Below are 24674 nucleotides of genomic sequence, written 5' to 3'. Positions count from 1 at the left end.
GGAAGTGTCAACGAAGACCGGAATTTTGTCAGGAAAACGCGGAGTTAGTGCGGAAAATGCACTGAGATCCCACCCGAACAGGTGAGAAAACCAGAGCTAAATCCTGAAAATATGACCTATAGATAATTTATATTGTTTGCGCCGACCACGGCTTGATATGGTGAAATTTCTGATTGTTTTTCATTTCCATGCAGGGACTCAGGCGAATGCAGACAAAATTTCAATCCAGACCGGTCATTGGGGTAACGCTCGACAGCGAGGAAGCCGGTGGCTATGCCGATTATCCCTGGTACGCCTTACGTCAGAACTATATGAACAGCCTGGCGGAACTGGGTGCCGTTCCGCTGGCGTTGCCACATCACGCGGCGCTGGCCGATGAATATCTGGCGCTGTGCGACGGCATTGTCGTGACCGGCGGGGCGTTTGATGTACCGCCTGAACTGTTTAATGAGCAACAAACCAGTGATCAGGTTCGCCTGAAACCCGCCCGCACCGAATTTGAAAAAGCCATTGTTAAAGGTGCCATGCAGCGCAATATGCCGCTGCTCGGGATTTGCGGCGGCCAGCAACTGCTTGCCGTATTAACCGGCGGCACGCTGCATCAGCATATTCCCGATGCGCTGCCCGATGCCCTGGAGCACAGCACGACTGTTGATACTGAAAACGCGGGCGGCAAAAAGCGCGCGCGTCATGCGGTGGAGATTGTCGAAGGCACGCTGCTCAGCCGCTGCGTAGATCGTGACCATTACGTCGTGAACAGCTCACACCATCAGGCAGTGAAATCCGTCGGCCCCGGCTGTATCGTCAATGCTTACGCACCCGACGGCGTGATCGAAGGCATTGAATGTGAAGGCTATGATTTCTGTCTTGGCGTGCAATGGCACCCTGAATATCAGCAACATGCGCAGGATACTCAGCTTCTTAATGCATTTGTTGTTGCCGCTTCGCGCTATCAGCAGTCGATGCGCTCAGCAGGTAAGGCGATGACCGAAGCCATGAATGATGTGATCGGCCGTGCGGGAGACGAACCGGCATGAACCCGGCGGCACTGAAATCGCAAACGGAGCAGATACTGCGGGAACTGCATATCGACCCGGCGGTTATCGCACATCGTACGCTGCCGTATTTTGAGGAAGTAAGTGAGCACTTACTGGTGGAGGCGGAAACGGATGCCGAAAGCGGTAAAATATACCGTCTGACCGCCCCCGCCTCTGCCGCCTGGCATACCATGAGACAGCAGGCGGCTACTGACGGCGTGGGGATTTATCTGGTTTCCGCCTACCGCAGCCTGAATTATCAGGCTGATTTAATCCGCGCCAAACAACTGGCAGGCATCGCCCCGGAAGATTTCTTTACGTCGCTGGCGCCGCCCGGATGCAGCGAGCATCACACCGGCTGCGCCGTGGATATCAATACGCCGGGCTGCGACGAAGTGACCGGCGTTTTTGGTGAAACAGAAGCTTTTCAGTGGCTGCAAAGCCACGCCGCCGGATTCGGTTTTGTGATGTCATTCCCGCTGAACAATCCCTGGGGATTCATTTATGAACCGTGGCACTGGTGCTGGCATTCCAATTCCTGATGAATCCTCTACATTTACCGCCCTCTCCGCTACAGGCTTTAAGGGACCACCATGGAACTCGCCGTCACGAACGCTGATTTTTACCTTAAAATTTTGGGGCCGGAAGACACGGCTGTCGTTCATGCTTATTTTCGCGATAACGCCGCGCATCTCGCGCCGTGGGAGCCTTTACGGCCAGCGGACTTTTACGCGCCTGAAACCCTGCGGGTCCGTCTGAGCAATGCTTTTGATGAAGCGGCCTGCGGTACGGCATTCCAGTTTGGCATCATCAGCCGTGAAACCGGTGACATGCTCGGTGCCTGCAATTTTACCGGCATCGCCCGCGGTCCTTTTCAGGCCTGCCATCTGGGATATTCGGTCGCGGAAAACCAGCAGGGAAAAGGACTGATGCATCGGTCGCTGACAACCGCCATTGATTACCTGTTTCGCGAGCAGGGTCTGCACCGCATTATGGCCAGCTATATTCCGGACAATCATAAAAGTGAGCGCGTACTACTGCGTCTGGGCTTTGAACGCGAAGGGTATGCGAAATCATATCTGAAAATTGCCGGTTGCTGGCAGGATCACGTACTGACTTCCCTGATCAATCCTCACGACAATGCGTGAGGAACATCACAGTTACCATCACTAAAATTGTCGCCTGAAGATTTATCTGATAGGCCAATTTTCTGTTTCATTTTTCGAACAAATAAAACACACTATGCGTTCAACAGGCATCTGGCAGACAGATGCCTGATTTCAACATCTTCTTATAAGTCATAAATTTCAATGCAATCAGATACCGTTTCGCGCAGGACAGCATGGCTTCGCGTTGTGATGATGGCTATTGCCGCATTCATCTTCAATACCACTGAATTTGTGCCCGTCGGATTACTCTCCGACATCGCCGCCAGTTTCAATATGCAGACAGCACAGGTCGGCCTGATGCTGACCATTTACGCGTGGGTGGTCGCGCTGATGTCGCTGCCGCTGATGCTGCTGACCCGCAACGTTGAACGAAAGCGCCTGCTGATCATCATCTTTTGCCTGTTTATCGCCAGCCATGCGTTATCTGTCGTCGCCTGGGATTTCTGGAGTCTGGTGGCCTCGCGCGTCGGTATCGCCCTCGCCCACGCCATTTTCTGGTCGATCACCGCCTCACTGGCGATCCGTGTGGCACCGGCCGGTAAAAAAACACAGGCACTCAGTATGTTAGCGACCGGCACCGCACTGGCAATGGTGCTCGGCTTGCCGCTGGGTCGTCTTATCGGTCAGTATCTTGGCTGGCGAACCACCTTTATGAGCATCGGCATCGTTGCGTTGATGACACTGATTTGTCTGATTAAACTGCTGCCGCCGCTGCCAAGTGAACATACCGGTTCACTGAAAAGCGTGCCGATGTTGTTCCGCCGTCCGGCGCTGGTCGGTATGTATCTCCTGACTGCGCTGATAGTGACCGCTCACTATACGGCATACAGTTATATCGAACCGTTTATCCAGAGCGTTGCCAACATGGGTGAAAACTTCACCACTTTCCTGCTGCTGATTTTCGGCGGCGCGGGTATTCTCGGCAGCATTGCGTTCAGTTTGCTTGGCAACCGTTTCCCGGCAGCCATGCTCAGCGGCCCGATCCTGCTGGTCACGCTTAGCATGCTCCTGTTGTTTGCGGCGGTGATGAATCCGGTCGCGATTTCAGTGCTGTGTATTATCTGGGGACTGGCGATGATGATTATCGGCCTGGCAATGCAGGTGCGCGTGCTGGCGCTGGCGACCGACGCCACCGACGTGTCAATGGCGCTGCTTTCCGGTATTTATAACATCGGTATCGGTGCCGGCGCGCTGATCGGTAATCAGGTAAGTCTGCATCTGGAAATGAGCAACATCGGCTACGCCGGTGGCCTGATCGGCTGCATTGCGTTCGTCTGGTGTCTGACGATTTTCAAACGCTACCCGCAACTGAAAGCGACGAGCTGAATACGGATTAGCGCAAACCTCAGACCGAATACCATTCCTGTATTCGGTCTTTTTTATATCTGTATCTTCAACACATTAGCGCAATAACTTCAGGTTTCCCGTCAGCGATTTAATCCACTTTTCCGGCCCCACCAGCCCGACACCGTCGATCACTTCATCGTATAAATCCCGCAACGGGAACGTCATTTCGTATTGCTCAAACTGATGCATCGTGCGCGCAAATGCCGGGAACGGCACCACACTGCGCTCGCCTGCTGCGTCCAGTGCTTTAAACATCAGCGCCTTAATGTGATCGGGCGTGGCCTGCAGAATGGGCAGCGGAGTTTTAGAGATAGTATCGGTCGTGACACCCTTTGCGTCAGTCAGCGAACTGCCCGCCAGCATCGGGAATTTTGCCGCTAATCCGATGCCAATTACGCCTGCCGTGTTCGCCAGTAATCCCGGCGGAAGTTCGGGATTGAGAATAATTGCCACCCGCAGTTTATCTGCCATTTTTGCGCCCTTTTCATCATTATTGATGACAAAAATGATAGCGCCTGGCCGCTGAAAGGTGCTTTCTTTTCCCGCCGTAAAATGCCCTAATCTGGTTATCTCTTTCTTAAAATCACATTTAAAAGGCAGATTATGTCCGCATCTGAAATTTCACCGGCAGACCTTCGCATTCTCAAACAACTTCAGGGTTCGGGCAGAATGACCAATCAGGAGCTGGCGGAAAAAGTGGGCATGGCCGCTTCTCCCTGCTGGCGGCGCATGAAACAGCTGGAAGACAGCGGCGTAATCACCGGTTATCAGGCGAACATCGACAGGAAAAAAATCGGGCTGGGGTTGCTGGCGTTTATCCGGGTGAAAATCGACAGTCACAGCGAGGAAGATGCGCAACGTTTCGAGCAGGAAGTGGGGGCGCTGCCTTCGGTGATTGCCTGTTACGCGATTGCCGGTGATGCGGATTTTCTGTTGCAGGTGGTCGCTAAAGATCTCGACAGTTTTTCCAGTTTCGCGATGGAAGTGGTGCGTCGTCTGCCGGGCATCAAAGAGATGCAAACCTCGTTTGTGCTCAGGGAAGTGAAACCGCTGGATGTGCTGCCGCTGGAGGGAATGTAAGGCAATGCCCGACAAAAGCCGGGCATGTTTTTAAACAATGACGCGCCGTAATGCTTATCCCAGCACTCTTTTCACGCAGCCTTTAAACACCCTGACACCAATGTCCAAAGCGTCGAGATCAAAGCGCATATCAGGATGATGCAGCCCGGGCGTGAGATTCGCGCCCAGTCCCCAGAACCCGGTTTTAATGGCCGGACGCTGGCGTGAATAGTGGAAGAAATCTTCACTGCCCGGTGTAAATTTCGGTTCAGTCAGGCCCTCTGCACCTAAAACTTCTGTAACAGATTCCGCGATAATCGCGGTCACGTCACTGTCGACTTCTGCCGCAGGCATCTCTTTCATCACATGAATTTCCGCGGTGGCACCCAGCGCCGCCACGCTGTGCTCAATCGCACGAATCACCTTTGCTTTCAGTTCATCCATCGGTTCATTGTGCTGCGAACGCAAATCCCAGCACACGCGGGCTTCCGCTGGCACAGAATTGGTCACACCCGCATCGCACAGGAAACGGGTGGCTTTCACGCTGTATGTCAGGCTCGGTGCCAGATGAATAGTATTCACTGCCTGAACCGCCGCCACGGCGGCATCCAGCGCGTTAATGCCCAGGTGCGGGCGCGCCGCGTGAGAAGGAACACCAGTGATAATCGCCTCAACCGTCGCACAGGCAGAGTAATACATCGCGGGCACCGCCTGCCCCATCGGGCATTCTTCAAGTGGCCGCACATGGAACCCCAGCAGCATATCCACATCATCAATGGCGCCCCCTTCCACCATGGCCAGGGCGCCGGTGCCCAGCTCTTCAGCGGGCTGAAACAAAATTTTCAGGCGGCCTTTTTTAACCATGCCTTCTTTCATGATTTCCTGCGCCGCTGCGAGCACGACAGAGGAGTGACCATCGTGGCCGCAGGTATGGCGCGCCACCAGCTCGCCATCAATGATATGGCCGAGTGCATCCATATCGGCACGCAGCGCCATGACCGGACCGGGCTTGCCGCTGTCGATTTCAGCGATAATTCCTGTGGTGCCGTTCACATGACGCGTGACGTTAAACCCCGCATCTTCAAGCGCCTGCGCGATATAAGCCGATGTCTTAAATTCGGTAAAACCCAGTTCAGGGATGAGATGTAAATGTTGATAATGTTCAATAGCTTTCGACACGGGTAAACACTCCGGTAAATTCATTTTCAAAACAGTGCAATCGAAAATCAGGCAAAAATTCGCATCAGGATCATCGAAATAATGGCGTTCAGTACGCTGGTCAGCATCAGCAGAGGCCAGTATTTTTTCGGCACATCCGCCACGCCAAGCAGGCGTCCCATGTATTGCAACTGAGAACCCATCAGGAAAATTGCCGGTGCCAGGATAGTAATCTGCGTCATATCCAGCGTGCCTTTGGTCAGCAAACTGATAGCCACACCCGTACCCGCCGAAGACGATAGCCATGATGTGAGCAGCACGGTAACGGCTTCACCGGGCAATCCCAGCAACCCCATGAGTGGCGCGAAAATGTGCCCCACCAACGTCATTACGCCGAGCAGATTGAGCATTTCTGAAATGACGTAAGCCATTACCACGTTAGGCATCAGATTATTGATAGCAATATTGAAACCTTTACGGGCACCGACCACGAAAATATCGAACGGGTTTGAGGAAACTCGGGTGGCATTACTCATTTTCAAAATCTCTTTTATAAACGGTGTTCAACACAAAGCGGACAAATACCGCGCCGACAAATTTCATCACGAACATCACCACCAGCGGAATAATCACCGGCATGGTTAATGATGCAAACATAGCGGAACCGATGGAGAAATAGTTGTTGATCAGACCGGCACCGGAATATTGCCATGCGCCCATGATCACTACGTCTTTCTTTGTGACCTGTTTATTATCGTAAAGCTCTTTACTTAATGCAGCGCCGGCGTCAGTGCTTTGCAGATCGGTAATTAACGCCAGACCGGTGTGGCCGGGAATGCCTAATATCGGCTTAAGCAGTGGTGTTAATAATTTATGTGCAGCCCGGATAGCGCCGTAGTGCGTAAATATTTCTAATAATCCCAGTGCCAGCATGACCGTCGGCACCAGAGATAAGGCAAAAAGGAAACCGGCTTTCGCACTGACACCGCCCGCCCCGACAAACGTGCTGGTTTCACCTTTCATAGTACCGAACGAACCGCCCAGCGTGGTGAAGTCAAAGGCTCCCAGCCACGCCATGCCATCCACCTTTAAAAATGCACCAGAAAACAGCAGGATAACGACAATAAGCGACACGTATGCCCCCTTACCGACTTTCCACTCGTCCACCTCAGGGGTGGCTCTCTGTTCTGATATTCGTGTGTCACTCATACTAACGTTCCTTCTCTGGTATCTGTCTGCAATAAAAAATCAGGAATACAATTCCTGTCAGTTTTCAATGAATGTCATGTGAGAAAACAGGTTATTCATTCAGCACCTGATTTCTGCTCATTTTTATTTTTAACCACAGACAAGAGAGCAGGAAACGTGCCAACTTTCACTTTTTAATAAACAGTAAAAATAGTTAAAAAACAGATAAAAAATAAAAACGAAAAATAGCCCTCATCGTAATAAAGGCTTTTTAATAAAATCATTCAATCTCGATGAAATAACCCGAGATTCATTGCACCATTTTGGTTTATGACGCACCAATAAAGGGCCAGGTATTTTATTTCATGCACTGTTTATCAACATGTCATACGACTACTTCCCCGCTGCCCAGAATTATTTCAGCAAGCAATGCTGCCCGCAGCGGAATATCATCAATAATAATATGTTCGTCCCGGGCATGAATGCCGGAGCCTGTCGCACCCAGTCCGTCGAGCGTGGGGATACCCAGCGCCGACGTAAAATTACCGTCGCTGCCGCCGCCGACCGCTTTGCCTTTCAGCGTAATTCCCAGCCGTTCAGCAGCATGCTGCGCCTGCAAAAAAAGCGCTAAATTCTGCGGTGTCTGTTCCATTGGCGGGCGGGACATCCCGCCGGTGACCACCACCTGCGCACCTGCAAGATGCGGCTGGCAATCTTTGATTGCCGCTTCCACGCGCGCGGCCTCTGCCATATTGGTCACACGTAAATCCACACCCAGTACGGCATGATCGGCGACCACATTAATTTTGCCGCCACCGCTTGCCAGTCCGACGTTGACCGTCGTGCCAGCCTGCGGGGCATTCAGGCTGTGAAGGGCTAAAATCTGATGCGCCATTTCCTCAATCGCGCTGATGCCATCTTCCGGATTGTTGCCCGCATGGGCCGAACGACCGGTGATTTTCACTTCAAACCTGCCGGATCCTTTACGGGCAATTTTGGCCTCATGGGTACGCGCCACGGCCGGTTCGGCCACCAGAACCCGTCCGGAATCAGCAGCACATTGTTCAATCCATTTACGCGATGACGGGCTGCCGAGTTCTTCATCCGAAGGACAAATAAACTGAATGCGATGTGGCGACAGCGCGCCGGTTTGTACCAGCGCCCGCACCGCCCAGATTGCCTGCACCAGCCCGCCTTTCATATCCAGCACACCGGGCCCATATAAACGGCCGTCTTTTTCCACCATCTCCAGCTCACCGCATTCCCACACAGTATCGAAATGGCCAAGAATACTGGTCACCTGCGGCCCGTTACCGACACTGAACAGCAGATGATTGCCGAGTTTTTCCTGCGGGCAAACCTGTGCCTGCACATCCAGCCGCTCCGCCATGATGCTTTGCAGTACGTCTCCGCAACGGTTAACCGCCACTTTATTCAGCGAAGGGGATTCGGCCTGAACCAGGCGCTTTATATCACTGAGGATCAGCGAAGCATGTTGTTGCAGATAGTCATACACGGTTGGCATGAAATTTCCCGATGTCTGTTTTGTCGTCAATTTTGATTATCTACAACCCATCACATAATATAAATGTCGTTTCAATGACTATATTGTTGCCTTTTGGTCAACAGACACCGGGAACACCGATGAGCCAGATGTTTCACGAGAAGCAGATCAGTTATCTCTACGAGGTGGGGATCCAGGGCGGGATCCGCCGTGCGGCCGATATTCTGGGCGTCAACGCTTCGGTGATCAGCCGTCAGATCGCCCTGCTGGAACGCACACTGCAACTGCCCTTACTTGAACGCAGCGGACGCACAGTGGTGCTGACCGATGCCGGAAAACTGCTGGCGGATGATTTTTTTGAAAGCCGGATACGTCGTGAAAAACTGGAGCGGCATTTAAAAGATTTGCGCTATATGAAAGGTGGCGCGGTCACCATTCGCGTCGGTGCCGGGCTGGTTGATACCTTTGTCGAACACGTACTGAAAAACTTTGCGACATCCTATCCCAATGTTTTTGTGGAAATTGTCGCAGGGAATATGCAGGAAACACTGGCGTCGATTGTCCAGGGTGAGGCCGATATGGCACTGGCGTTTGGCCCGATTGGTAACCCGGAACTGAAGCGACACAGTTTTCCGTGGGGGCCGATCTGCGCAGTGGTCAATCCGCAGCACCCGATCGCACATCTGAAAACAGTCTCGATCGAAGAACTGAACAAGCACCCGCTGATTTCGCTCAGTGAGACGTTTGGTTTGCAACGCCACATGAACGCGATGTTCCAGAGCAAAGGTTTTTTGTTCACTCCTGCCTACCGCTGTAACCTGTTCTCGACGGCCATGAGCCTGAGCATTTCAGGCATGGGGATTTCCTTTATGAGCGCACAGGCGGCAGGTGAACGCATCGAGCACGACATTCTGGTGGCGGTTCCCATTGATCACCCTATCGCCACCGAAGCCCAGTGCCATTTATTGCGCAATTCAGACCGGCGCTTCACGCCCGCAGCGCATCATTTATGGCAGTTACTGCTGAATTTTTTCCAGAAACAGAATGAGCGGTAAGGCGTTTTGCAGTGCATGACAATTAGATAGTTATGCGGTAAAATTTACATAAATATGCAAAATGTCTTTTACCCGACGCCGGTTTTGCGATATCAATATAGGCATTGAAACTTTTAGCAGACAGACCCCCATTCATACAGGATTTAACCGATGACAACTATTCTCAAGCACCTTCCTATCAATCAGCGTGTGGGGATTGCATTCTCCGGCGGTTTGGACACCAGTGCAGCCCTGCTGTGGATGCAGAAAAAAGGGGCGATTCCTTATGCCTACACGGCCAATCTGGGTCAGCCTGATGAAGAAGATTACGATGCCATTCCGCGTAAAGCGATGGAGTACGGTGCAGAGAAAGCCCGCCTGATTGACTGCCGTAAACAACTGGTTGCAGAAGGGATTGCCGCCATTCAGTGTGGCGCATTCCATAACACTACGGCGGGCGTGACTTACTTCAATACCACGCCGCTGGGCCGTGCCGTGACCGGCACCATGCTGGTTGCCGCAATGAAAGAAGACGGCGTCAATATCTGGGGCGACGGCAGCACATATAAAGGTAACGACATTGAACGTTTCTACCGTTACGGTCTGCTGACCAATGCTGAACTGAAGATTTATAAGCCGTGGCTGGATACCGACTTTATCGATGAACTCGGTGGCCGTCATGAGATGTCCGAATTCATGATTCAGTCCGGTTTCGATTACAAAATGTCGACCGAGAAAGCCTACTCCACTGACTCCAACATGCTGGGCGCAACGCACGAAGCCAAAGATCTGGAATTCCTCGACTCCGGCGTCAAAATCGTTAACCCGATTATGGGCGTGAAATTCTGGGACGAGAATGTGGTCGTGAAAGCGGAAGAAGTCTCCATCCGTTTTGAGCGTGGTTATCCTGTCGCACTGAATGGCGTGACCTTTGACGACAGCGTGGAGCTGATGATGGAAGCCAACCGCATCGGCGGTCGTCATGGCTTGGGGATGAGCGACCAGATTGAAAACCGTATCATTGAAGCCAAAAGCCGTGGCATCTACGAAGCCCCGGGGATGGCGCTGCTGCACATCGCTTATGAGCGTCTGCTGACCGGTATCCATAACGAAGATACCATCGAGCAATACCATGCAAATGGCCGAGTACTGGGTCGTCTGCTGTATCAGGGCCGTTGGTTCGATCCGCAGGCTCTGATGCTGCGTGACTCCGCACAGCGTTGGGTCGCCAGCGAAATCACCGGTGAAGTGACTCTGGAACTGCGTCGCGGTAATGACTACACCATCATGAATACGGTATCTGAGAACCTGACTTACAAACCAGAGCGTCTGACCATGGAAAAAGGCGATTCTGTGTTCTCACCGGATGACCGTATTGGTCAGCTGACCATGCGTAACCTGGATATCACCGATACCCGCGAGAAGCTGCAAAACTACGTTGAGACAGGCTTGCTGACTTCTTCCGCCTCTACCGGTTTACCGCAGGTGGATAACAATAATCTGCCACGCGGATTGCAGGTGAAGAATAAGTAATTGCTGTTAGCTTAAACGAGCGGGCAGGATCATCATCATTACTGATGCCCTGCCCGCTCAATAATTTGCACCTAATGATTTCGTGTACGGCGTTCAATTAACTGATGTGTTTTCGGGTTGTAATAACGGCTCGGCCAGATCACCGCAGGATGCACACCAATTGCCTGACCAATCAGTATTTCCCCTTTCGGCCACGGACGCGAAAGCGCATTCGATAGCGTTGAAGAACTTAACCCCGCAGCCCGTGATACCGCCGCCAATGTCGTGCCCTTCTTACGCAACGCCGCAATAATATCTGCCTGATGCCAGTCTTGATTATTCATGAGTTTGTGCTCCTGAGGTCAGGATCACAGGGGAATGGGGGAAAGGTAAAAAGGTGAATAACTGATACAGGTTCATTGAGAACTCCATCTAACTAAGCTGATGTTTTCGCACAACAGAAATTGTGCCGTTTCCAGTAGAGTTCGAGTTCTCACGCCCGGCTGCGGATTTTGCCGCAGCGACGCGACTATAGCGTAAAGCACGTGACTAAACCAAGTGGCTAAGAACAAAACTGAGCTAATGATTCCAGATAAATTTAATGGTTTGCAAGGAGTTGCAGAGATTGCAGGTGTGCTCCTCCTCCTGCGAAGGGGGAGGCTGGGTGGGGGTTTCGCAAACCATAAAACAGTCAATGTTTCCGCATTCCGATCTGCCCTTAATACCCCAAGGAAGGGAGCTGATTTGCATCATTTTTTTAGTTATCAGACCAAATTTGGGATATGCAAAACGTCGTAACAGGAAGACGAATAAACGGAGTCGGGTAGTGAATTTTTTTGGGGTATTGAACAGATTTGAGGAAGAAGCTTTTGGAGCGGGTGAAGGGAATCGAACCCTCGTATAGAGCTTGGGAAGCTCTCGTTCTACCATTGAACTACACCCGCATCGGTGTGCGACTGGCATTATAACCGGTTACGACGGCGGAGCAAGACGTGATTGCGGATAAGCGCTGGAGTTTTAAGCAGTTAGCATATGCCGTGATCTGTGGCATGAAAAAGGGCGCCGGAGCGCCCTTCTGGTGTTTCTGAGGAAAACTTATTTCTGTGTCTGCGGACGCATTGCCGGGAACAGGATAACGTCGCGGATGGTGTGGCTGTTGGTGAACAGCATAACCATACGGTCGATACCAATACCCAGACCCGCAGTCGGTGGCAGGCCGTGTTCCAGCGCTGTCACGTAGTCTTCGTCATAGAACATCGCTTCGTCGTCGCCTGCATCTTTCGCAGAAACCTGATCAGCAAAGCGCTGTGCCTGGTCTTCTGCGTCGTTCAGCTCAGAGAAACCATTACCGATTTCACGGCCACCGATGAAGAACTCGAAACGGTCAGTGATTTCAGGGTTCACGTCATTACGGCGCGCCAGCGGAGAAACCTCTGCCGGGTACTCGGTAATGAAGGTTGGCTGGATCAGCTGTGCTTCGGCGGTTTCTTCGAAGATCTCGGTCACGATACGGCCCAGACCCCAGCTCTTCTCGATTTTGATACCGAGTGATTCTGCGATAGCGGTCGCTTTTGCCAGATCGTCGAGATCAGCCACGTTAGTTTCCGGACGGTATTTGCAGATCGCTTCACGCATGGTCAGCTTGGCGAATGGCTTGCCGAAATCGAAAGTCTGGTCGCCGTACTGCACAACGCTGCTGCCCAGAACAGATTCAGTCAGGGTGCGGAACAGAGTCTCGGTCAGAACAATCAGGTCTTTGTAATCCGCGTACGCCATGTAGAGTTCCATCATGGTGAACTCTGGGTTGTGACGCGGAGAAACGCCTTCGTTACGGAAGTTACGGTTGATTTCGAACACGCGATCGAAGCCACCGACAACCAGACGCTTCAGGTACAGTTCCGGCGCGATACGCAGGTACATATCGATATCGAGCGCATTGTGGTGAGTGATGAACGGACGCGCCGCCGCACCGCCAGGGATCACCTGCATCATCGGGGTTTCGACTTCCATGAAGCCGTTTTCCACCATAAAGCTGCGGATACCAGACATGATCTGAGAACGGATTTTGAAGGTCTTACGGGAATCTTCGTTAGCGATCAGGTCGAGATAACGCTGACGGTAACGCGCTTCCTGATCCTGCAAGCCGTGGAATTTGTCCGGCAACGGACGCAGTGCTTTGGTCAGCAGACGCAGTTCAGAACAATGGATCGACAGTTCGCCGGTCTTGGTTTTGAACAGTTTACCCGTCGCACCCAGGATATCGCCCAGATCCCATTTCTTGAATTGCTCGTTGTAGATGCCTTCTGCGAGGTCATCACGCGCAACGTAAAGCTGGATACGGCCACCGACATCCTGCAGGGTCACGAAAGATGCCTTGCCCATAATACGGCGGGTCATCATACGGCCACCCACGGTGACTTCGATGTTTAATGCTTCCAGTTCTTCGTTGGTCTTTTCGCCATATTTCGCATGCAATTCATCAGAGATGCTGTCACGACGGAAATCGTTAGGGAAAGCGATACCGGATTCGCGCAGTAAAGCCAGCTTCTGACGACGAGATTTCAGCTCGTTGTTAAGATCTGGTACGTTTTCTGCGCTTTGCGCTGCTGGTTGTTGCTCAGACATTTTGGTTCCTCATAACCCGGCTTTCAAACTTGCCTCAATGAATTTATCCAGGTCGCCATCCAGTACGGCCTGCGTATTTCGCGTTTCGACGCCCGTGCGTAAATCTTTAATACGGGAATCATCCAGCACGTAAGAACGAATCTGGCTGCCCCAGCCGATGTCAGACTTGGTGTCTTCCAACTGCTGCTTGTCCGCATTTTTCTTTTGCATCTCATACTCATAAAGCTTCGCACGCATCTGCTTCATGGCCTGATCTTTGTTTTTATGCTGGGAGCGGTCGTTCTGACACTGGGTCACAATGTTGGTCGGAAGGTGGGTAATACGTACCGCAGATTCCGTTTTGTTGACGTGCTGACCACCCGCACCGGACGCACGGTATACGTCGATACGCAGGTCGGCAGGGTTAATTTCGATTTCGATGTCGTCATCCACTTCCGGATACACAAACGCGGAACTGAACGAGGTATGGCGACGACCGCCGGAATCAAACGGGCTTTTACGCACCAGGCGATGAACGCCGGTTTCCGTACGCAGCCAGCCAAACGCATAATCACCGATGATCTTGATAGTCGCGGATTTCAGGCCAGCGACTTCACCGTCAGATTCTTCAATAACTTCAGTTTTGAAACCTTTGGCTTCTGCCCAACGCAAATACATACGCAGCAACATGCTCGCCCAGTCCTGTGCTTCCGTACCACCGGAACCAGCCTGGATATCGAGATAGCAGCTCGCGCTGTCGTATTCACCGGAGAACATGCGGCGGAATTCAAGCTGTTCCAGTTTGGCGGTCAGTACGTCGAGTTCGGCAACCGTTTCATTGAAAGTGTCTTCATCGTCGGCTTCTACCGCCAGTTCCAGCAGGCCGGTCACATCTTCCGCGCCCTGCAACAACTCATCGATGGTTTCAACAATAGCTTCCAGTGAGGAACGTTCTTTGCCCAGCGCCTGCGCGCGTTCTGGCTCGTTCCAGACGTCCGGCTGTTCCAGCTCGGCGTTTACTTCTTCGAGGCGTTCTTTCTTGGCATCATAGTCAAAGATACCCCCGAAGAACGACTGTCCGCTCGGACAGGTCCTGAATGCGGTTTTTAACCGGATTAATTTCAAACATGATTTTTCGCGTCTTACGTTAGATTCGGAGTTGGCCCAATGCCATTCGAACCGCAGATTCTAACGGAATTAGCGGTCTTTTTATAGCAAGGAGCCGTTTTTTTGCAGGGTTTATTACCGGCGTAAATCGCTTATTTCGGCCATAAATGTTCGATAATCAACTGAACGCTGCGATTTCCCCGAAATTCATTGATATCCAGCCGGTAGGCCAGTTGCACTTCGCGGATGCTGCTGTCCGGCCAGAAAGTCGGATCGATATTAAAAGCAATACCATCGAGCAACGGACCGCCGCCGACGGGTTCAATCATCAGCTTGAGGTGACGCTCTTTCAGCAGTTTCTGTTGCAGGATACGGAACCTGCCGTCAAAGGTCGGTTCCGGGAACGCCTGTCCCCACGGGCCGCCGTCGCGCAGCATTTCAGCCGTATCAATCGTCAGTTCACGCGCCGACAGCTCGCCATCCGACCAGACCACACCTTCCAGATGCGAAGGATCCAGCCATTCACCGACCAGTGCAGCGAAACGATCACGAAATTCGTCGAACTTGCTCTCTTCCAGCGACAAACCGGCTGCCATCGCGTGTCCACCGAATTTCATCATCAGACCGGGATTAAGCGTATCGAGACGTTCCAGCGCATCGCGCATATGCAATCCGGCAATCGAACGACCGGACCCTTTCAGAATGCCTTCACCCGCCGGTGCGAACGCAATCACCGGGCGATTAAAACGCTCTTTCAGACGTGATGCCAGAATGCCGACCACCCCCTGATGCCACTCAGGATGATACATCGCCAGCCCGAACGGCAGCGCGTCGGTACTGCTTTCCAGCTTGTCACACAGCGCCAGCGCTTCGACCTGCATGCCCTGCTCTATCTCACGGCGGGTCTGATTCAGCGCATCCAGATCGCTTGCCAGCGCACGCGCCTGACCGATGTCTTCACTGAGTAACAGCGCCACGCCAACCGACATATCATCAAGACGTCCGGCGGCATTCAGCCGTGGTCCAAGCGCAAAACCTAAATCACTGGCGCACAGCGTACGGGCTTCTCGCCCGGCCACTTCCAGCAACGCGCGGATCCCCGCACGGCATTTTCCGGCACGAATGCGGTTCAGCCCCTGATACACCATGATGCGATTGTTGGTATCAAGCGGCACGACATCCGCTACCGTGCCGAGCGCCACCAGATCCAGATGCTCCGCGAGATTGGGGATCGCCAGACCGTTTTGTTCAAACCAGCCACTTTCGCGTAATGCACTGCGCAGCGCCAGCATCAGATAAAACGCCACACCGACACCCGCCAGCGATTTGGACGGAAACTCGCAACCGACCAGATTCGGGTTAATGATCGCTTCGGCATCCGGCAATATTTCGCCCGGCAAGTGGTGATCGGTGATCAGCACCTGAATGCCTTTTTCATGGGCGAGCGTCACGCCCGCGTGAGAAGAAATGCCGTTATCGACGGTGAGGATCAACTCTGCACCGCGCGACGCCGCCTGTTCAACCACTTCCGGGCTGAGACCATAACCGTCTTCAAAACGGTTCGGCACCAGATAATCCAGATTACCGCAGCCCATGCTGCGCAAGGAAAGCAACGTCAGCGCCGTACTGGTCGCGCCATCGGCATCGAAGTCGCCAACGATAATTATGCGCAGACGCTCAGCCAGCGCTTTTTGCAGCAAGGCAACGGCGGTATCAATGCCATCAAGCTGCTGATAAGGCAGCATACCGCGCACGCCGCGCTCCAGCTCCTGGCTTTGTGTCACACCGCGGGCGAGATACAGCCGACGTAACAGCGGGGAGAGTTCGGCGGGAAGATCCACGCCAGTCGCCGCCTCACGACGGCGAAGTTGAGTCTGCAAGGTCACGAAAAATCAACCACCGGTTTTATGTGAAGGATCCTGCTGGTCGAGCATGGCAGCCATTTCTTTCGGCGGCTGATAACCAGGGATCAAAGTTCCGTCTGCCAGCACGATGGCCGGAGTGCCTGTTACGCCGAACTGAACGCCCAGCTCAAATTGCTTCGCAATATCACTGGTTTTACAGGTTGCCGGCGTGATGTCATCGCCGCGCATTGCCGCATCAAAGTTGGTTTTGCGGTTGCCTGTACACCAGATAGATTGCATGTCATTCTCGGTTTTGGAATTCAGCCCCTGACGCGGGAAGGCCAGATAACGGATGGTTATGCCAAGATCGTTATAGTCCTGTATCTGCTGATGCAGCTTGTGGCAATAACCGCAGGTGATATCGGTAAACACCGTGATCACATGCTTTTCGTTTTTGGCTTTATAAATGATCATCTCGTTTTGTAACGCATCCATCTTCTTCACCAGCGCTTTGTTGGTGACGTTAACCGGATGGCTGCCGCTGACATCATACAGCGGGCCTTGCAAAACGTGTTTGCCGTCGTCGGTAATGTAAAGGGTGCCGCTGTCGGTAGAAACCGCACTCAGGCCGGTTACCGGCGAAGGCTGGATGTCGGTATGGCTCATGCCCAGTTTGCCCAGCGTGGCTTTGATTGCTGCTTCATCAGCATGGACCGCGGAGCTCATACACGCAGCCAGAAGTGTCAGCAGCATTAAACCTTTTTTCATCATGTCGTCCTTTTTCTCCGGCCTGTTATGCACGGGGATGATGTTGTTGATGTAGCAGTTTGAGTCGTTCAGTCGCTACATGGGTATAGATTTGTGTGGTCGATAAGTCACTGTGACCTAACAACATTTGCACGACGCGCAGATCCGCACCGTGATTCAATAAGTGGGTGGCGAAAGCGTGGCGCAGAACGTGGGGAGACAACCGCTCTGCATCAATGCCCGCAAGAATCGCATAGTGTTTGATGCGATGCCAGAACGTCTGGCGTGTCATTTGCTGCGCCCGGTTGCTGGGGAACACGATATCCAGCGATTGTCCGTTCAGCAGCCACGGCCTGCCGTGTTCGAAATAATTTTCGATCCAGTACACGGCTTCTTCGCCCATCGGCACCAGCCGTTCTTTGTTGCCTTTACCGATAACCCGCACCACACCCTGGCGCAGGCTCAGATCACTGAGCGTCAGCCCGACCAGTTCCGAAACACGCAAACCGGTGGCGTAAAGCAGCTCCAGCATGGCTTTATCACGCAGTTCAAGAGGCACATCGACACTCGGTGACGCCAGCAATGCGTCTACCTGCGCCTCACTGAGATCTTTCGGCAGGCGTTGCGGTAATTTAGGCGAAGACAACAGCGCGGTCGGGTCATCCTGACGCACGGACTCACGGTTCATGTACTGAAAGAGGCGACGCATCGCGCTAAGCAACCGTGCTGAGCTGGTGGCTTTGTATCCGCCCTCAATGCGCTCGGAGAGGAACAACTGTAAATCTTCGGCGCTGACATGCAGGAGATCGGTATTGTTATGATGCAGCCAGCCCAGCAATGATTTCAGATCCTGACGGTAGGATGACAGCGTATTTTCCGCGAGATTGCGCTCAATCCAGAGCATATCCAGAAACTGCTCAGTCAGGCTCTGATCGGCCTCATTAACCGCTGGTGTCACCGGCTCAGGCGTAACATCCTGAGGATTCGCATTATCTTGTTTTGGCATCCCGACTCCTCTTACTCACGACGGCCATTATGCCTTTCATGCGCCCAAATCTGCTACACTGGCTGCCATTCGTATTCTGATAACGTTATGGCAGCAAGTATGAAGATCGGACTTTTCTACGGTTCCAGCACCTGTTATACCGAAATGGCAGCGGAAAAAATCCGCGATATTTTGGGCGAAGAACTGGTTGATTTGCATAACATAAAAGATGTTGATCCCGACAGAATGGAAGACTACAACATTCTGATCCTGGGCATCCCGACATGGGATTTTGGCGAAATCCAGGAAGACTGGGAAGCGGTCTGGAATCAACTCCCAACGCTGAAACTACGCGGTAAAATCGTCGCCATGTACGGCATGGGCGACCAACTCGGCTACGGCGAATGGTTCCTTGACGCGCTCGGCATGCTTTATCATCAGCTGGTTCCCCTTGGTGTGCATTTCATTGGTTTCTGGCCGACAGAAGGCTTTGAGTTTACCAGCCCGAAACCGCTGAGTGCGGACGGCAAGCATTTCGTCGGGCTGGCTCTGGATGATGTGAACCAGTTCGATCTCACCGAAGAGCGCCTGCAACAATGGTGCGAACAGATCCTGCTGGAAATGGACGCCCTGCTTTAACGCAGCATAAGAACACGGCGTCAGCCTTCCATGGACATGCCCCTCTCAGCCCGGTTTTACCGGGCTACGCGGAGTGCCACTGAGCAATATCTGTCGCAACCGCCGCCACTCTTCCAGACTCATGCTGTCCGACGCCAGCCATAACCGCTGCCTTGAACTGCGCATCGCCTGCGCCAGCCCGCCTTTACGTTTTTCGCGACGAAGCGAGAGCAGTACGCCGTGGCTTATCATCCATACCGGCTGTTTAATCTGCCATTCATGGCCGCGCCATAAAAGACGGTTATCCTCGAGCAGGATCATTTCACCTGTGCGTGCTGTAATACGCCGCTGGCTGCGGATGCATTCAAACAACACCAGCAAAAGCAACGTCATCCATACCGGCCAGTAACCCGCAGGCCAGGGTGCCAGCAAAATCAGCAACATCACTGCACCGTAACATCCCAGTGAAATAAGCTGACTGCGCCAGGACACCCTGAGATCACATCGCCACAGGGCCACGGGCTTTGTTTCGAGTCTGAATAAGGGCGACCATACGCTGCAATTCGGTGTCTTTCGGTTCGCCGTGATTCATCAGCCAGTTGAACAGATCCGGATCATCACAGGTCAGCAAGCGGACAAATACTTCTTTATCGGTCTCGCTCAGCGAATCATATTCATATTCGAAGAACGGCATGATGGAGATATCCAGCTCGCGCATGCCACGACGGCAGGCCCAGTGAACGCGGGAACGATTATTAATATCCAGTTGGTTTTTGCTTTCCATAACAAGACTCTTTTTTAGGATACAGAATGAGAATTCTTTTATATAGAAAGCGATTCTAACAGCCCGTTGCGCAGGGGCGTAACTTTTCAGTGCCCTGTTTTGTCAATCTCTGTGATGTGCTGGAAAACCTGATGCAAACCTGTCGTTTGTCTTACATTCTCTGGAAGGCGTCCTGGAAAAGGCACCAATAACTGTTTTCAAAGCGGATGGGCTCTTTTACCATGGGGCATCAGTCACATTTCATTGACCGGGATTAGAAAATGGCTAACGAATTTCCCTTTCCACCGCAAAAACCTTCAGCGTCTTCGCACCTTCCGCTGACATTGATTTCACTGGAAGACTGGGCACTGGTGACCATGACCGGCGCAGACACCGTGAAATACCTGCAAGGCCAGGTCACTGCGGATGTCGATGCGCTGGCCGCCGATCAGCATATTCTCTGTGCGCACTGTGATGCGAAAGGGAAAATGTGGAGTAATTTGCGCCTGTTCAAGCGTGGCGATGGTATGGCGTTTATTGAACGCCGCAATTTGCGTGACACACAGCTTACAGAAATCAAAAAGTACGCCGTATTTTCTAAAGTGACGTTCACTGCCGATGATGATGTGGTGTTACTCGGTGTGGCAGGTTTTCAGGCCAGTGCTGCTCTGACCGGGCTTTTTTCAACCTTGCCAACGGCTGAACAGCAGGTCGTACAACAAGATGAAACCACACTGCTGCATTTCTCCCTGCCAGCCGAACGTTATCTGATTGTCACCAGCCCGGAAAAAGCCCGTCAGGTGGTGGAAGAACTGGGTGAACAGGCACAACGCAACGACAGCCAGCAATGGCTGGCGCTGGATATCGAAGCCGGATTCCCGGTGATTGATACCGCCAACGCCGTGCAGTTTATCCCGCAGGCCACCAATATTCATGCGCTCGATGGCATCAGCTTTACCAAAGGCTGCTACGCCGGGCAGGAAATGGTGGCGCGAGCAAAATACCGCGGTGCGAACAAACGTGCATTGTACTGGCTGGCAGGCAAAGCGAGCAAAGTGCCTGCCCCGGCGGACGATCTCGAACTGCAACTGGGTGAAAACTGGCGCCGGACCGGCACCGTTCTGGCAGCCGTTCAGCTCAGCGACGGCACGCTTTGGGTTCAGGCCGTGCTGAATAACGATCTGGAAGCCGATGCCAGTCTGCGGGTGCGCGATGACGCGACCAGCCAGTTGAGCATTCAGCCGCTGCCGTATTCGCTGGAAGAAACGAAGTAACTTTCAACCTATTGCCGCCTTCCTGATATGAAGGCGGTGATTATAAATTTACTCGTGAAGGTGTTTGCCTTTCGCATTCAGCAAATCCACATACGCCTGATCCACCAGTTCCTGGCGGTCAATCCCCAACCTTTCCAGTAAGTCTTCTGCAATGACAATGCCCTGCTCAGGCGTTTCATCATCCGCAAGCACAACCTCGAATTCCAGATAATCGCCCAGCCCTTTTACCCTGTCGAGATGCAGACGGGTTTGTCCGATCATAAAAAGAGTCCTCTGTTTGATGACCCGTCCGGCGGCGCCATAGGCCAGCGTCAGGGTTTCGCGCAGACTGTCAGGATCATGTGTTTCAGAAAGCGTGTAGAAGCTAGTTTTCGGTCCCGCCTTGTCAGGACGCTGATAGAAAATCAGCTCGCCGCGATCGGGCGCTAATGTGCGCAATTTCAGGCGTCCGTGCGGACACACGAAAAAAGTGTCGTCCTGCTCAATGATGTCCGGCAATCCATCGGAAAGCAGCGCGATTTTTTCATACAGCGCAGAGAAATCATCTACCCTGGCTTTGATCTCAATGTTTCTGGCCATCTTTCACTCCTTAAAAGTTCATGCGTTTTTATACTGATTCAATGAACATGGAGTGACCTTACAGTGACATTATGTTGAACCGCAAGGGAGTTTGATCTCGCGCGTTAAATCGCCAATCAGGTGCTGCAAAAACAGGTCAGGATGCTAACCTGAATTCAGTTTTTGGAAAATTGAGGGAACGATAATGACCAAAATAGTCACACTCACACTGGCACCTTCGCTCGACAGTGCCACTCTCACCCCTAAGATTTACCCGGAAGGTAAATTGCGTTGTACGGCCCCCGTGTTCGAACCCGGCGGCGGCGGTATTAATGTAGCGCGTGCCATTGTTTATCTGGGCGGCCAGGCTACCGCATTATTTCCGACGGGAGGCCCGACAGGTGCACATCTGGTTCAGTTGCTGCGCGACGAGGGGATCACTACAGACACGCTGGAAACCCAGGACTGGACCCGCCAGAACCTGCACGTTCACACCGAAAATACCGGTGAACAGTATCGTTTCGTGATGCCGGGCGCGCGACTTACGGAGGCTGAATTTGCGGGCCTTAGCGCGAAAATCGAAAAGATCCCAGCCGGCTCAATACTGGTCATCAGCGGCAGTTTGCCACCGGGCACGCACATTACGGCACTGACAGAGTTAATCAGGAAAGCGCAGAAAGCCGGTTTACGCTGCATTCTTGACAGTTCGGGTGATGCACTGGCCGCAGGCCTGAAGCTCGGCGGGCTGGCGCTGGTCAAACCGAACCAGAATGAACTGGCCGCGCTGGTCGGGCATTCTCTGGAAAATCCGGGGGATGTTCTGGCTGCAGCTCAGCAAATTATCCGTGACGGTGGTGCTGAACGCGTGGTCGTTTCACTGGGGCCGCAGGGTGCGCTGGCCGTGGACGCGAACAGCTCATTCCAGGTTGTCCCGCCGCCGGTGAAAAAAATGAGTACCGTTGGCGCAGGTGACAGCATGGTCGGCGCGATGACCCTCAAACTGGCCGAAGGGGCTGATTTACTCGACATGGTTCGCTTTGGCGTGGCCGCCGGTAGCGCGGCAACACTCAATATCGGTACGCGTCTGTGCTCGGATAAAGATACTCAGCAAATTTATCAGTATCTGTGCCAGCAAACACCGGCTCATTAGGGCCAAACCCCGCTTCGTGAAGGCTCAGCACCTTCACGAAGCGAAAATTCTTTGTCACTCCTTCACGTATTTACCCTGATTAGCAGATAAACTCGCAGCATCGGGTGTTGCATGCACCTTTCACATCACGCCAGAAAAGGCCGGAGGCCAGAGTCCAGAATGATATGGATTATGCTTGCTGCAATTGTTGTGGTTTTTATTGTGGGTTATTGGTTTATGACAGCAGATACCCGTAAAGCGAATGATTCTCTCGCCAGTCTGTTGAAAATAAAGCCGGTTTATATCGATTCCATGTTGCTGGAAATGGGCAAACGTCAGAGCCAGATGTTTATCCGCTCAATCAGCGGTGGCTATGCTGAAGAAATCCGCAAAGCTGCTTATGTTGTTTTTATTTATCAGACGTTTATTAAAGATCCCTCGGAAGAGAATATCGTCCGCTGGCGAAACATTTTAGTGCGCGCGCATCTGCCGCCACAGTTAAGCAGCGAACACGCCGAGCTGGCGCTGTTCTATTTTGCCGAACTGGATATCGAACCCTTCGAGCTGGCGCAGTTTCGCCGCGACTACAACGAAACCTATAACCAAATCCATCTGGTTTAACGTTCCGGTTCGCCTCAGAAATGGCCCTTATCCGGGCCATTTTCTTTTCTGCTGCATTGAAAAAGCAATCTCAGTCAGGACAACCCCTCACACGGCGGGCAAAGTAAACGCCATGAAGGAGAGGAAATGAATCACGACAAAAGCCAGCTTTATCAGCGACGTTTTCAGCAGGTATTTACCTATATAGAACAGCATCTGGACAGTCCGATGACCGTGGAGCAACTAAGTGAAGTCGCCTGTTTCTCACGTTTTCACTTTCACCGGCAGTTCAGCCAGTTCTGTGGGGTCAGCGTCAGCCGCTACATCACGCTGATGCGCCTGAAACTCGCCTCGTTCCGGCTGGTACAAAACCCGCACGAGAAGGTGATTGGTATCGCGCTGGATGCCGGATTTGAAAACCCGGAGTCGTTTTCCCGTGCCTTCAGGAACACTTTTGGCCTGAGCCCCAGCGAGTTTCGCAAAAATCCTGTCTGGGTCGACTGGCATGTGCATTTTCAATTTCCCGGCAGGGAAAATCAGCAGAGGCTGGAAAATATGGAAGTCAAAATCATTGAAGTGGAACCCATGCAGGTCGCGGTGCTGGAACATCTCGGGGATCCGATGCGGGTGAGCAATACGGTCGCAACGTTTATCGAATGGCGCAAAGCTTCCGGGCTTTCGGATTACACACAGCGCGGCACTTACGGTATTCCGTATAACGATCCGCTGGTCACGCCGGGCGAGGAATTCCGCTTCGATGTCTGCGGCGAACTTAACCCGCAGGCTAATGGCACCGTGCCGGAAAATCCGCAGGGAGTGATCGGCAAAACGCTGCCGGGTGGACGTTGCGCGGTGGTTCGACACGTCGGAGCGTATGACCGGATAAGTGACAGTGTTTATTATCTTTATCGCGAATGGTTGCCGCACAGCGGAGAGGAATTACGGGATTTTCCGGTTTATTTCCGCTACCTGCATCTTGATCAGGAATTACCGGAGCATGCGCAGCAAACCGATATTTTGTTGCCGCTGAAATGAGATAAAAACCTGAGGAAACAGCGCTGGTGAAATCAGCGCTGTCTGTTTCTGTTCCGTCGCCGGATTATCTGAACACGTTGTCCAGATAGCTCGCCAGGATCTGGCGTGAACTGAAACCATGGCAAATGCCATAGTAAGTTTCATTGTCGCTGGAGACATCCAGCGGGAAATTCTTGTAGGCTTCACTGCTGCGAAACGATGCTGTGGGTTCAGCAAAACGCTCACTGCGCTCTTTCAGCGCCGGGTGTATTACCAGGGCAGTCCGGCCAAACCGCGCTTCCCGGTTTACATACACATAATGCTCGCCCCGGCGGTAACCGTAAGCTTTATCATCAATAAAATCACGTTCAAACCCTGAGGTTTCTAAAACACGTGCCACTTCATCTGGCCGTAAATACATGG

27 protein-coding genes and 1 tRNA gene are annotated in these 24674 nt (G+C 52.6%); 12 read left to right on the top strand and 16 right to left on the bottom strand.

Features of this window, described 5'->3' with window-relative positions:
• Positions 1–206: 206 nt before the first annotated feature.
• The 4 genes from ABIC79_RS21950 (at position 207) to ABIC79_RS21935 (ending at position 3532) form a co-directional block, all read left to right on the top strand.
• Positions 207–1037, top strand: coding sequence for a gamma-glutamyl-gamma-aminobutyrate hydrolase family protein (locus tag ABIC79_RS21950; RefSeq protein ID WP_112152342.1), 831 nt, complete (start codon positions 207–209; stop codon positions 1035–1037).
• Positions 1034–1579 carry a M15 family metallopeptidase gene (locus tag ABIC79_RS21945; RefSeq protein ID WP_015689419.1) on the top strand — a complete coding sequence of 182 codons (546 nt, stop codon included), beginning with the start codon at positions 1034–1036 and terminating at the stop codon, positions 1577–1579. The genes ABIC79_RS21950 and ABIC79_RS21945 overlap by 4 nt, the downstream gene beginning before the upstream one ends.
• 51 nt (positions 1580–1630) lie before the next feature.
• Entirely contained in the window at positions 1631–2185 is a 555-nt protein-coding gene (locus ABIC79_RS21940) for a GNAT family N-acetyltransferase (RefSeq protein WP_134706618.1), read from the top strand.
• Positions 2186–2347: 162 nt separating this feature from the next.
• Positions 2348–3532: a sugar transporter gene (locus ABIC79_RS21935; RefSeq protein WP_223510328.1), complete on the top strand. Its 1185-nt coding sequence runs from the start codon at positions 2348–2350 to the stop codon at positions 3530–3532.
• A 75-nt stretch (positions 3533–3607) separates the two neighbouring features.
• Here ABIC79_RS21935 and ABIC79_RS21930 read toward each other — a convergent pair whose 3' ends face one another.
• Complete coding sequence (locus ABIC79_RS21930) at positions 3608–4024, bottom strand: DUF2000 domain-containing protein (protein WP_013574124.1); 417 nt, start codon at positions 4022–4024, stop codon at positions 3608–3610.
• Between the two features lie 132 nt (positions 4025–4156).
• On the opposite strand from ABIC79_RS21930, the gene ABIC79_RS21925 reads away from it, so the two are divergent.
• Positions 4157–4633, top strand: a complete 477-nt coding sequence (locus ABIC79_RS21925; protein WP_015689417.1) for an Lrp/AsnC family transcriptional regulator — start codon at positions 4157–4159, stop codon at positions 4631–4633.
• A gap of 54 nt (positions 4634–4687) precedes the next feature.
• On the opposite strand, the gene ABIC79_RS21920 is transcribed toward ABIC79_RS21925, so the two are convergent.
• The 4 genes from ABIC79_RS21920 to ABIC79_RS21905 all read right to left on the bottom strand — a co-directional run bounded on the left by ABIC79_RS21920 (position 4688) and on the right by ABIC79_RS21905 (position 8483).
• The gene (locus tag ABIC79_RS21920) at positions 4688–5791 is read right to left on the bottom strand and encodes an amidohydrolase (protein ID WP_013574122.1); all 1104 of its coding nucleotides are present in this window, start codon (positions 5789–5791) and stop codon (positions 4688–4690) included.
• A 47-nt stretch (positions 5792–5838) separates the two neighbouring features.
• Entirely contained in the window at positions 5839–6306 is a 468-nt protein-coding gene (locus ABIC79_RS21915) for a YjiG family protein (RefSeq protein ID WP_013574121.1), read from the bottom strand.
• A complete protein-coding gene (locus tag ABIC79_RS21910) occupies positions 6299–6979 on the bottom strand; it encodes a nucleoside recognition domain-containing protein (RefSeq protein ID WP_015689416.1) in 681 nt (226 codons plus the stop codon). The genes ABIC79_RS21915 and ABIC79_RS21910 overlap by 8 nt, the downstream gene beginning before the upstream one ends.
• A gap of 364 nt (positions 6980–7343) precedes the next feature.
• Complete coding sequence (locus ABIC79_RS21905; protein ID WP_354568500.1) at positions 7344–8483, bottom strand: M20 family metallopeptidase; 1140 nt, start codon at positions 8481–8483, stop codon at positions 7344–7346.
• Between the two features lie 128 nt (positions 8484–8611).
• On the opposite strand from ABIC79_RS21905, the gene ABIC79_RS21900 reads away from it, so the two are divergent.
• Both ABIC79_RS21900 and argG read left to right on the top strand, forming a co-directional pair.
• On the top strand, positions 8612–9517 hold the full coding sequence (locus ABIC79_RS21900) for a LysR family transcriptional regulator (protein WP_037035253.1): 906 nt from the start codon (positions 8612–8614) through the stop codon (positions 9515–9517).
• A gap of 150 nt (positions 9518–9667) precedes the next feature.
• Complete coding sequence (argG, locus tag ABIC79_RS21895; protein ID WP_015689414.1) at positions 9668–11029, top strand: argininosuccinate synthase; 1362 nt, start codon at positions 9668–9670, stop codon at positions 11027–11029.
• 71 nt (positions 11030–11100) lie between these two features.
• Here argG and ABIC79_RS21890 read toward each other — a convergent pair whose 3' ends face one another.
• The 7 genes from ABIC79_RS21890 to xerD all read right to left on the bottom strand — a co-directional run bounded on the left by ABIC79_RS21890 (position 11101) and on the right by xerD (position 18316).
• Positions 11101–11352 (bottom strand): helix-turn-helix domain-containing protein, encoded by a 252-nt coding sequence (locus ABIC79_RS21890; protein WP_013574116.1) that lies wholly within the window; start codon positions 11350–11352, stop codon positions 11101–11103.
• Between the two features lie 526 nt (positions 11353–11878).
• Positions 11879–11952, bottom strand: a tRNA-Gly gene (locus ABIC79_RS21885).
• A 151-nt stretch (positions 11953–12103) separates the two neighbouring features.
• The gene (gene lysS / locus ABIC79_RS21880; protein ID WP_354568497.1) at positions 12104–13633 is read right to left on the bottom strand and encodes a lysine--tRNA ligase; all 1530 of its coding nucleotides are present in this window, start codon (positions 13631–13633) and stop codon (positions 12104–12106) included.
• 9 nt (positions 13634–13642) lie between these two features.
• Positions 13643–14741 (bottom strand): peptide chain release factor 2 gene (gene prfB, locus ABIC79_RS21875; protein WP_013574114.1). Its coding sequence is split into 2 segments (ribosomal slippage): positions 13643–14665 and positions 14667–14741, totalling 1098 coding nucleotides; the frame shifts between segments, so codons are not numbered across the junction.
• Between the two features lie 130 nt (positions 14742–14871).
• The gene (gene recJ / locus ABIC79_RS21870) at positions 14872–16605 is read right to left on the bottom strand and encodes a single-stranded-DNA-specific exonuclease RecJ (protein WP_013574113.1); all 1734 of its coding nucleotides are present in this window, start codon (positions 16603–16605) and stop codon (positions 14872–14874) included.
• A 6-nt stretch (positions 16606–16611) separates the two neighbouring features.
• Positions 16612–17331, bottom strand: coding sequence for a bifunctional protein-disulfide isomerase/oxidoreductase DsbC (gene dsbC, locus ABIC79_RS21865; RefSeq protein ID WP_354568494.1), 720 nt, complete (start codon positions 17329–17331; stop codon positions 16612–16614).
• Positions 17332–17356: 25 nt separating this feature from the next.
• Positions 17357–18316 (bottom strand): site-specific tyrosine recombinase XerD, encoded by a 960-nt coding sequence (gene xerD, locus ABIC79_RS21860; RefSeq protein WP_072012276.1) that lies wholly within the window; start codon positions 18314–18316, stop codon positions 17357–17359.
• 99 nt (positions 18317–18415) lie between these two features.
• On the opposite strand from xerD, the gene fldB reads away from it, so the two are divergent.
• On the top strand, positions 18416–18934 hold the full coding sequence (fldB, locus tag ABIC79_RS21855; protein WP_013574110.1) for a flavodoxin FldB: 519 nt from the start codon (positions 18416–18418) through the stop codon (positions 18932–18934).
• A 45-nt stretch (positions 18935–18979) separates the two neighbouring features.
• On the opposite strand, the gene ABIC79_RS21850 is transcribed toward fldB, so the two are convergent.
• Both ABIC79_RS21850 and sdhE read right to left on the bottom strand, forming a co-directional pair.
• Positions 18980–19432 carry a protein YgfX gene (locus ABIC79_RS21850; protein WP_013574109.1) on the bottom strand — a complete coding sequence of 151 codons (453 nt, stop codon included), beginning with the start codon at positions 19430–19432 and terminating at the stop codon, positions 18980–18982.
• Positions 19413–19679, bottom strand: a complete 267-nt coding sequence (gene sdhE, locus ABIC79_RS21845; RefSeq protein ID WP_037035260.1) for an FAD assembly factor SdhE — start codon at positions 19677–19679, stop codon at positions 19413–19415. The genes ABIC79_RS21850 and sdhE overlap by 20 nt, the downstream gene beginning before the upstream one ends.
• 278 nt (positions 19680–19957) lie before the next feature.
• Here sdhE and ygfZ point away from each other — a divergent pair, with 278 nt between their 5' ends.
• Positions 19958–20950, top strand: a complete 993-nt coding sequence (gene ygfZ / locus ABIC79_RS21840) for a tRNA-modifying protein YgfZ (RefSeq protein WP_013574107.1) — start codon at positions 19958–19960, stop codon at positions 20948–20950.
• Positions 20951–20998: 48 nt separating this feature from the next.
• Here ygfZ and ABIC79_RS21835 read toward each other — a convergent pair whose 3' ends face one another.
• Positions 20999–21529, bottom strand: a complete 531-nt coding sequence (locus tag ABIC79_RS21835) for a class IV adenylate cyclase (protein ID WP_013574106.1) — start codon at positions 21527–21529, stop codon at positions 20999–21001.
• Between the two features lie 184 nt (positions 21530–21713).
• Here ABIC79_RS21835 and pfkB point away from each other — a divergent pair, with 184 nt between their 5' ends.
• From pfkB to ABIC79_RS21820, 3 genes are all read left to right on the top strand, one after another.
• Complete coding sequence (pfkB, locus tag ABIC79_RS21830) at positions 21714–22658, top strand: 6-phosphofructokinase II (RefSeq protein WP_112152335.1); 945 nt, start codon at positions 21714–21716, stop codon at positions 22656–22658.
• A 159-nt stretch (positions 22659–22817) separates the two neighbouring features.
• Entirely contained in the window at positions 22818–23258 is a 441-nt protein-coding gene (locus ABIC79_RS21825) for a DUF1198 domain-containing protein (protein WP_013574104.1), read from the top strand.
• 126 nt (positions 23259–23384) lie between these two features.
• Entirely contained in the window at positions 23385–24272 is an 888-nt protein-coding gene (locus tag ABIC79_RS21820; RefSeq protein ID WP_121020180.1) for an AraC family transcriptional regulator, read from the top strand.
• Positions 24273–24336: 64 nt separating this feature from the next.
• Here the strand turns inward: ABIC79_RS21820 and ABIC79_RS21815 are convergent, their stop codons facing one another.
• Positions 24337–24672 (bottom strand): DUF2002 family protein, encoded by a 336-nt coding sequence (locus tag ABIC79_RS21815; protein ID WP_013574102.1) that lies wholly within the window; start codon positions 24670–24672, stop codon positions 24337–24339.
• Positions 24673–24674: the final 2 nt, after the last annotated feature.

Origin of the sequence: Rahnella sp. 2050, from assembly GCF_040544515.1 — a bacterium.
GTDB lineage: Bacteria > Pseudomonadota > Gammaproteobacteria > Enterobacterales > Enterobacteriaceae > Rahnella > Rahnella aceris.
This window is presented reverse-complemented; position numbering and strand designations above follow the sequence as displayed.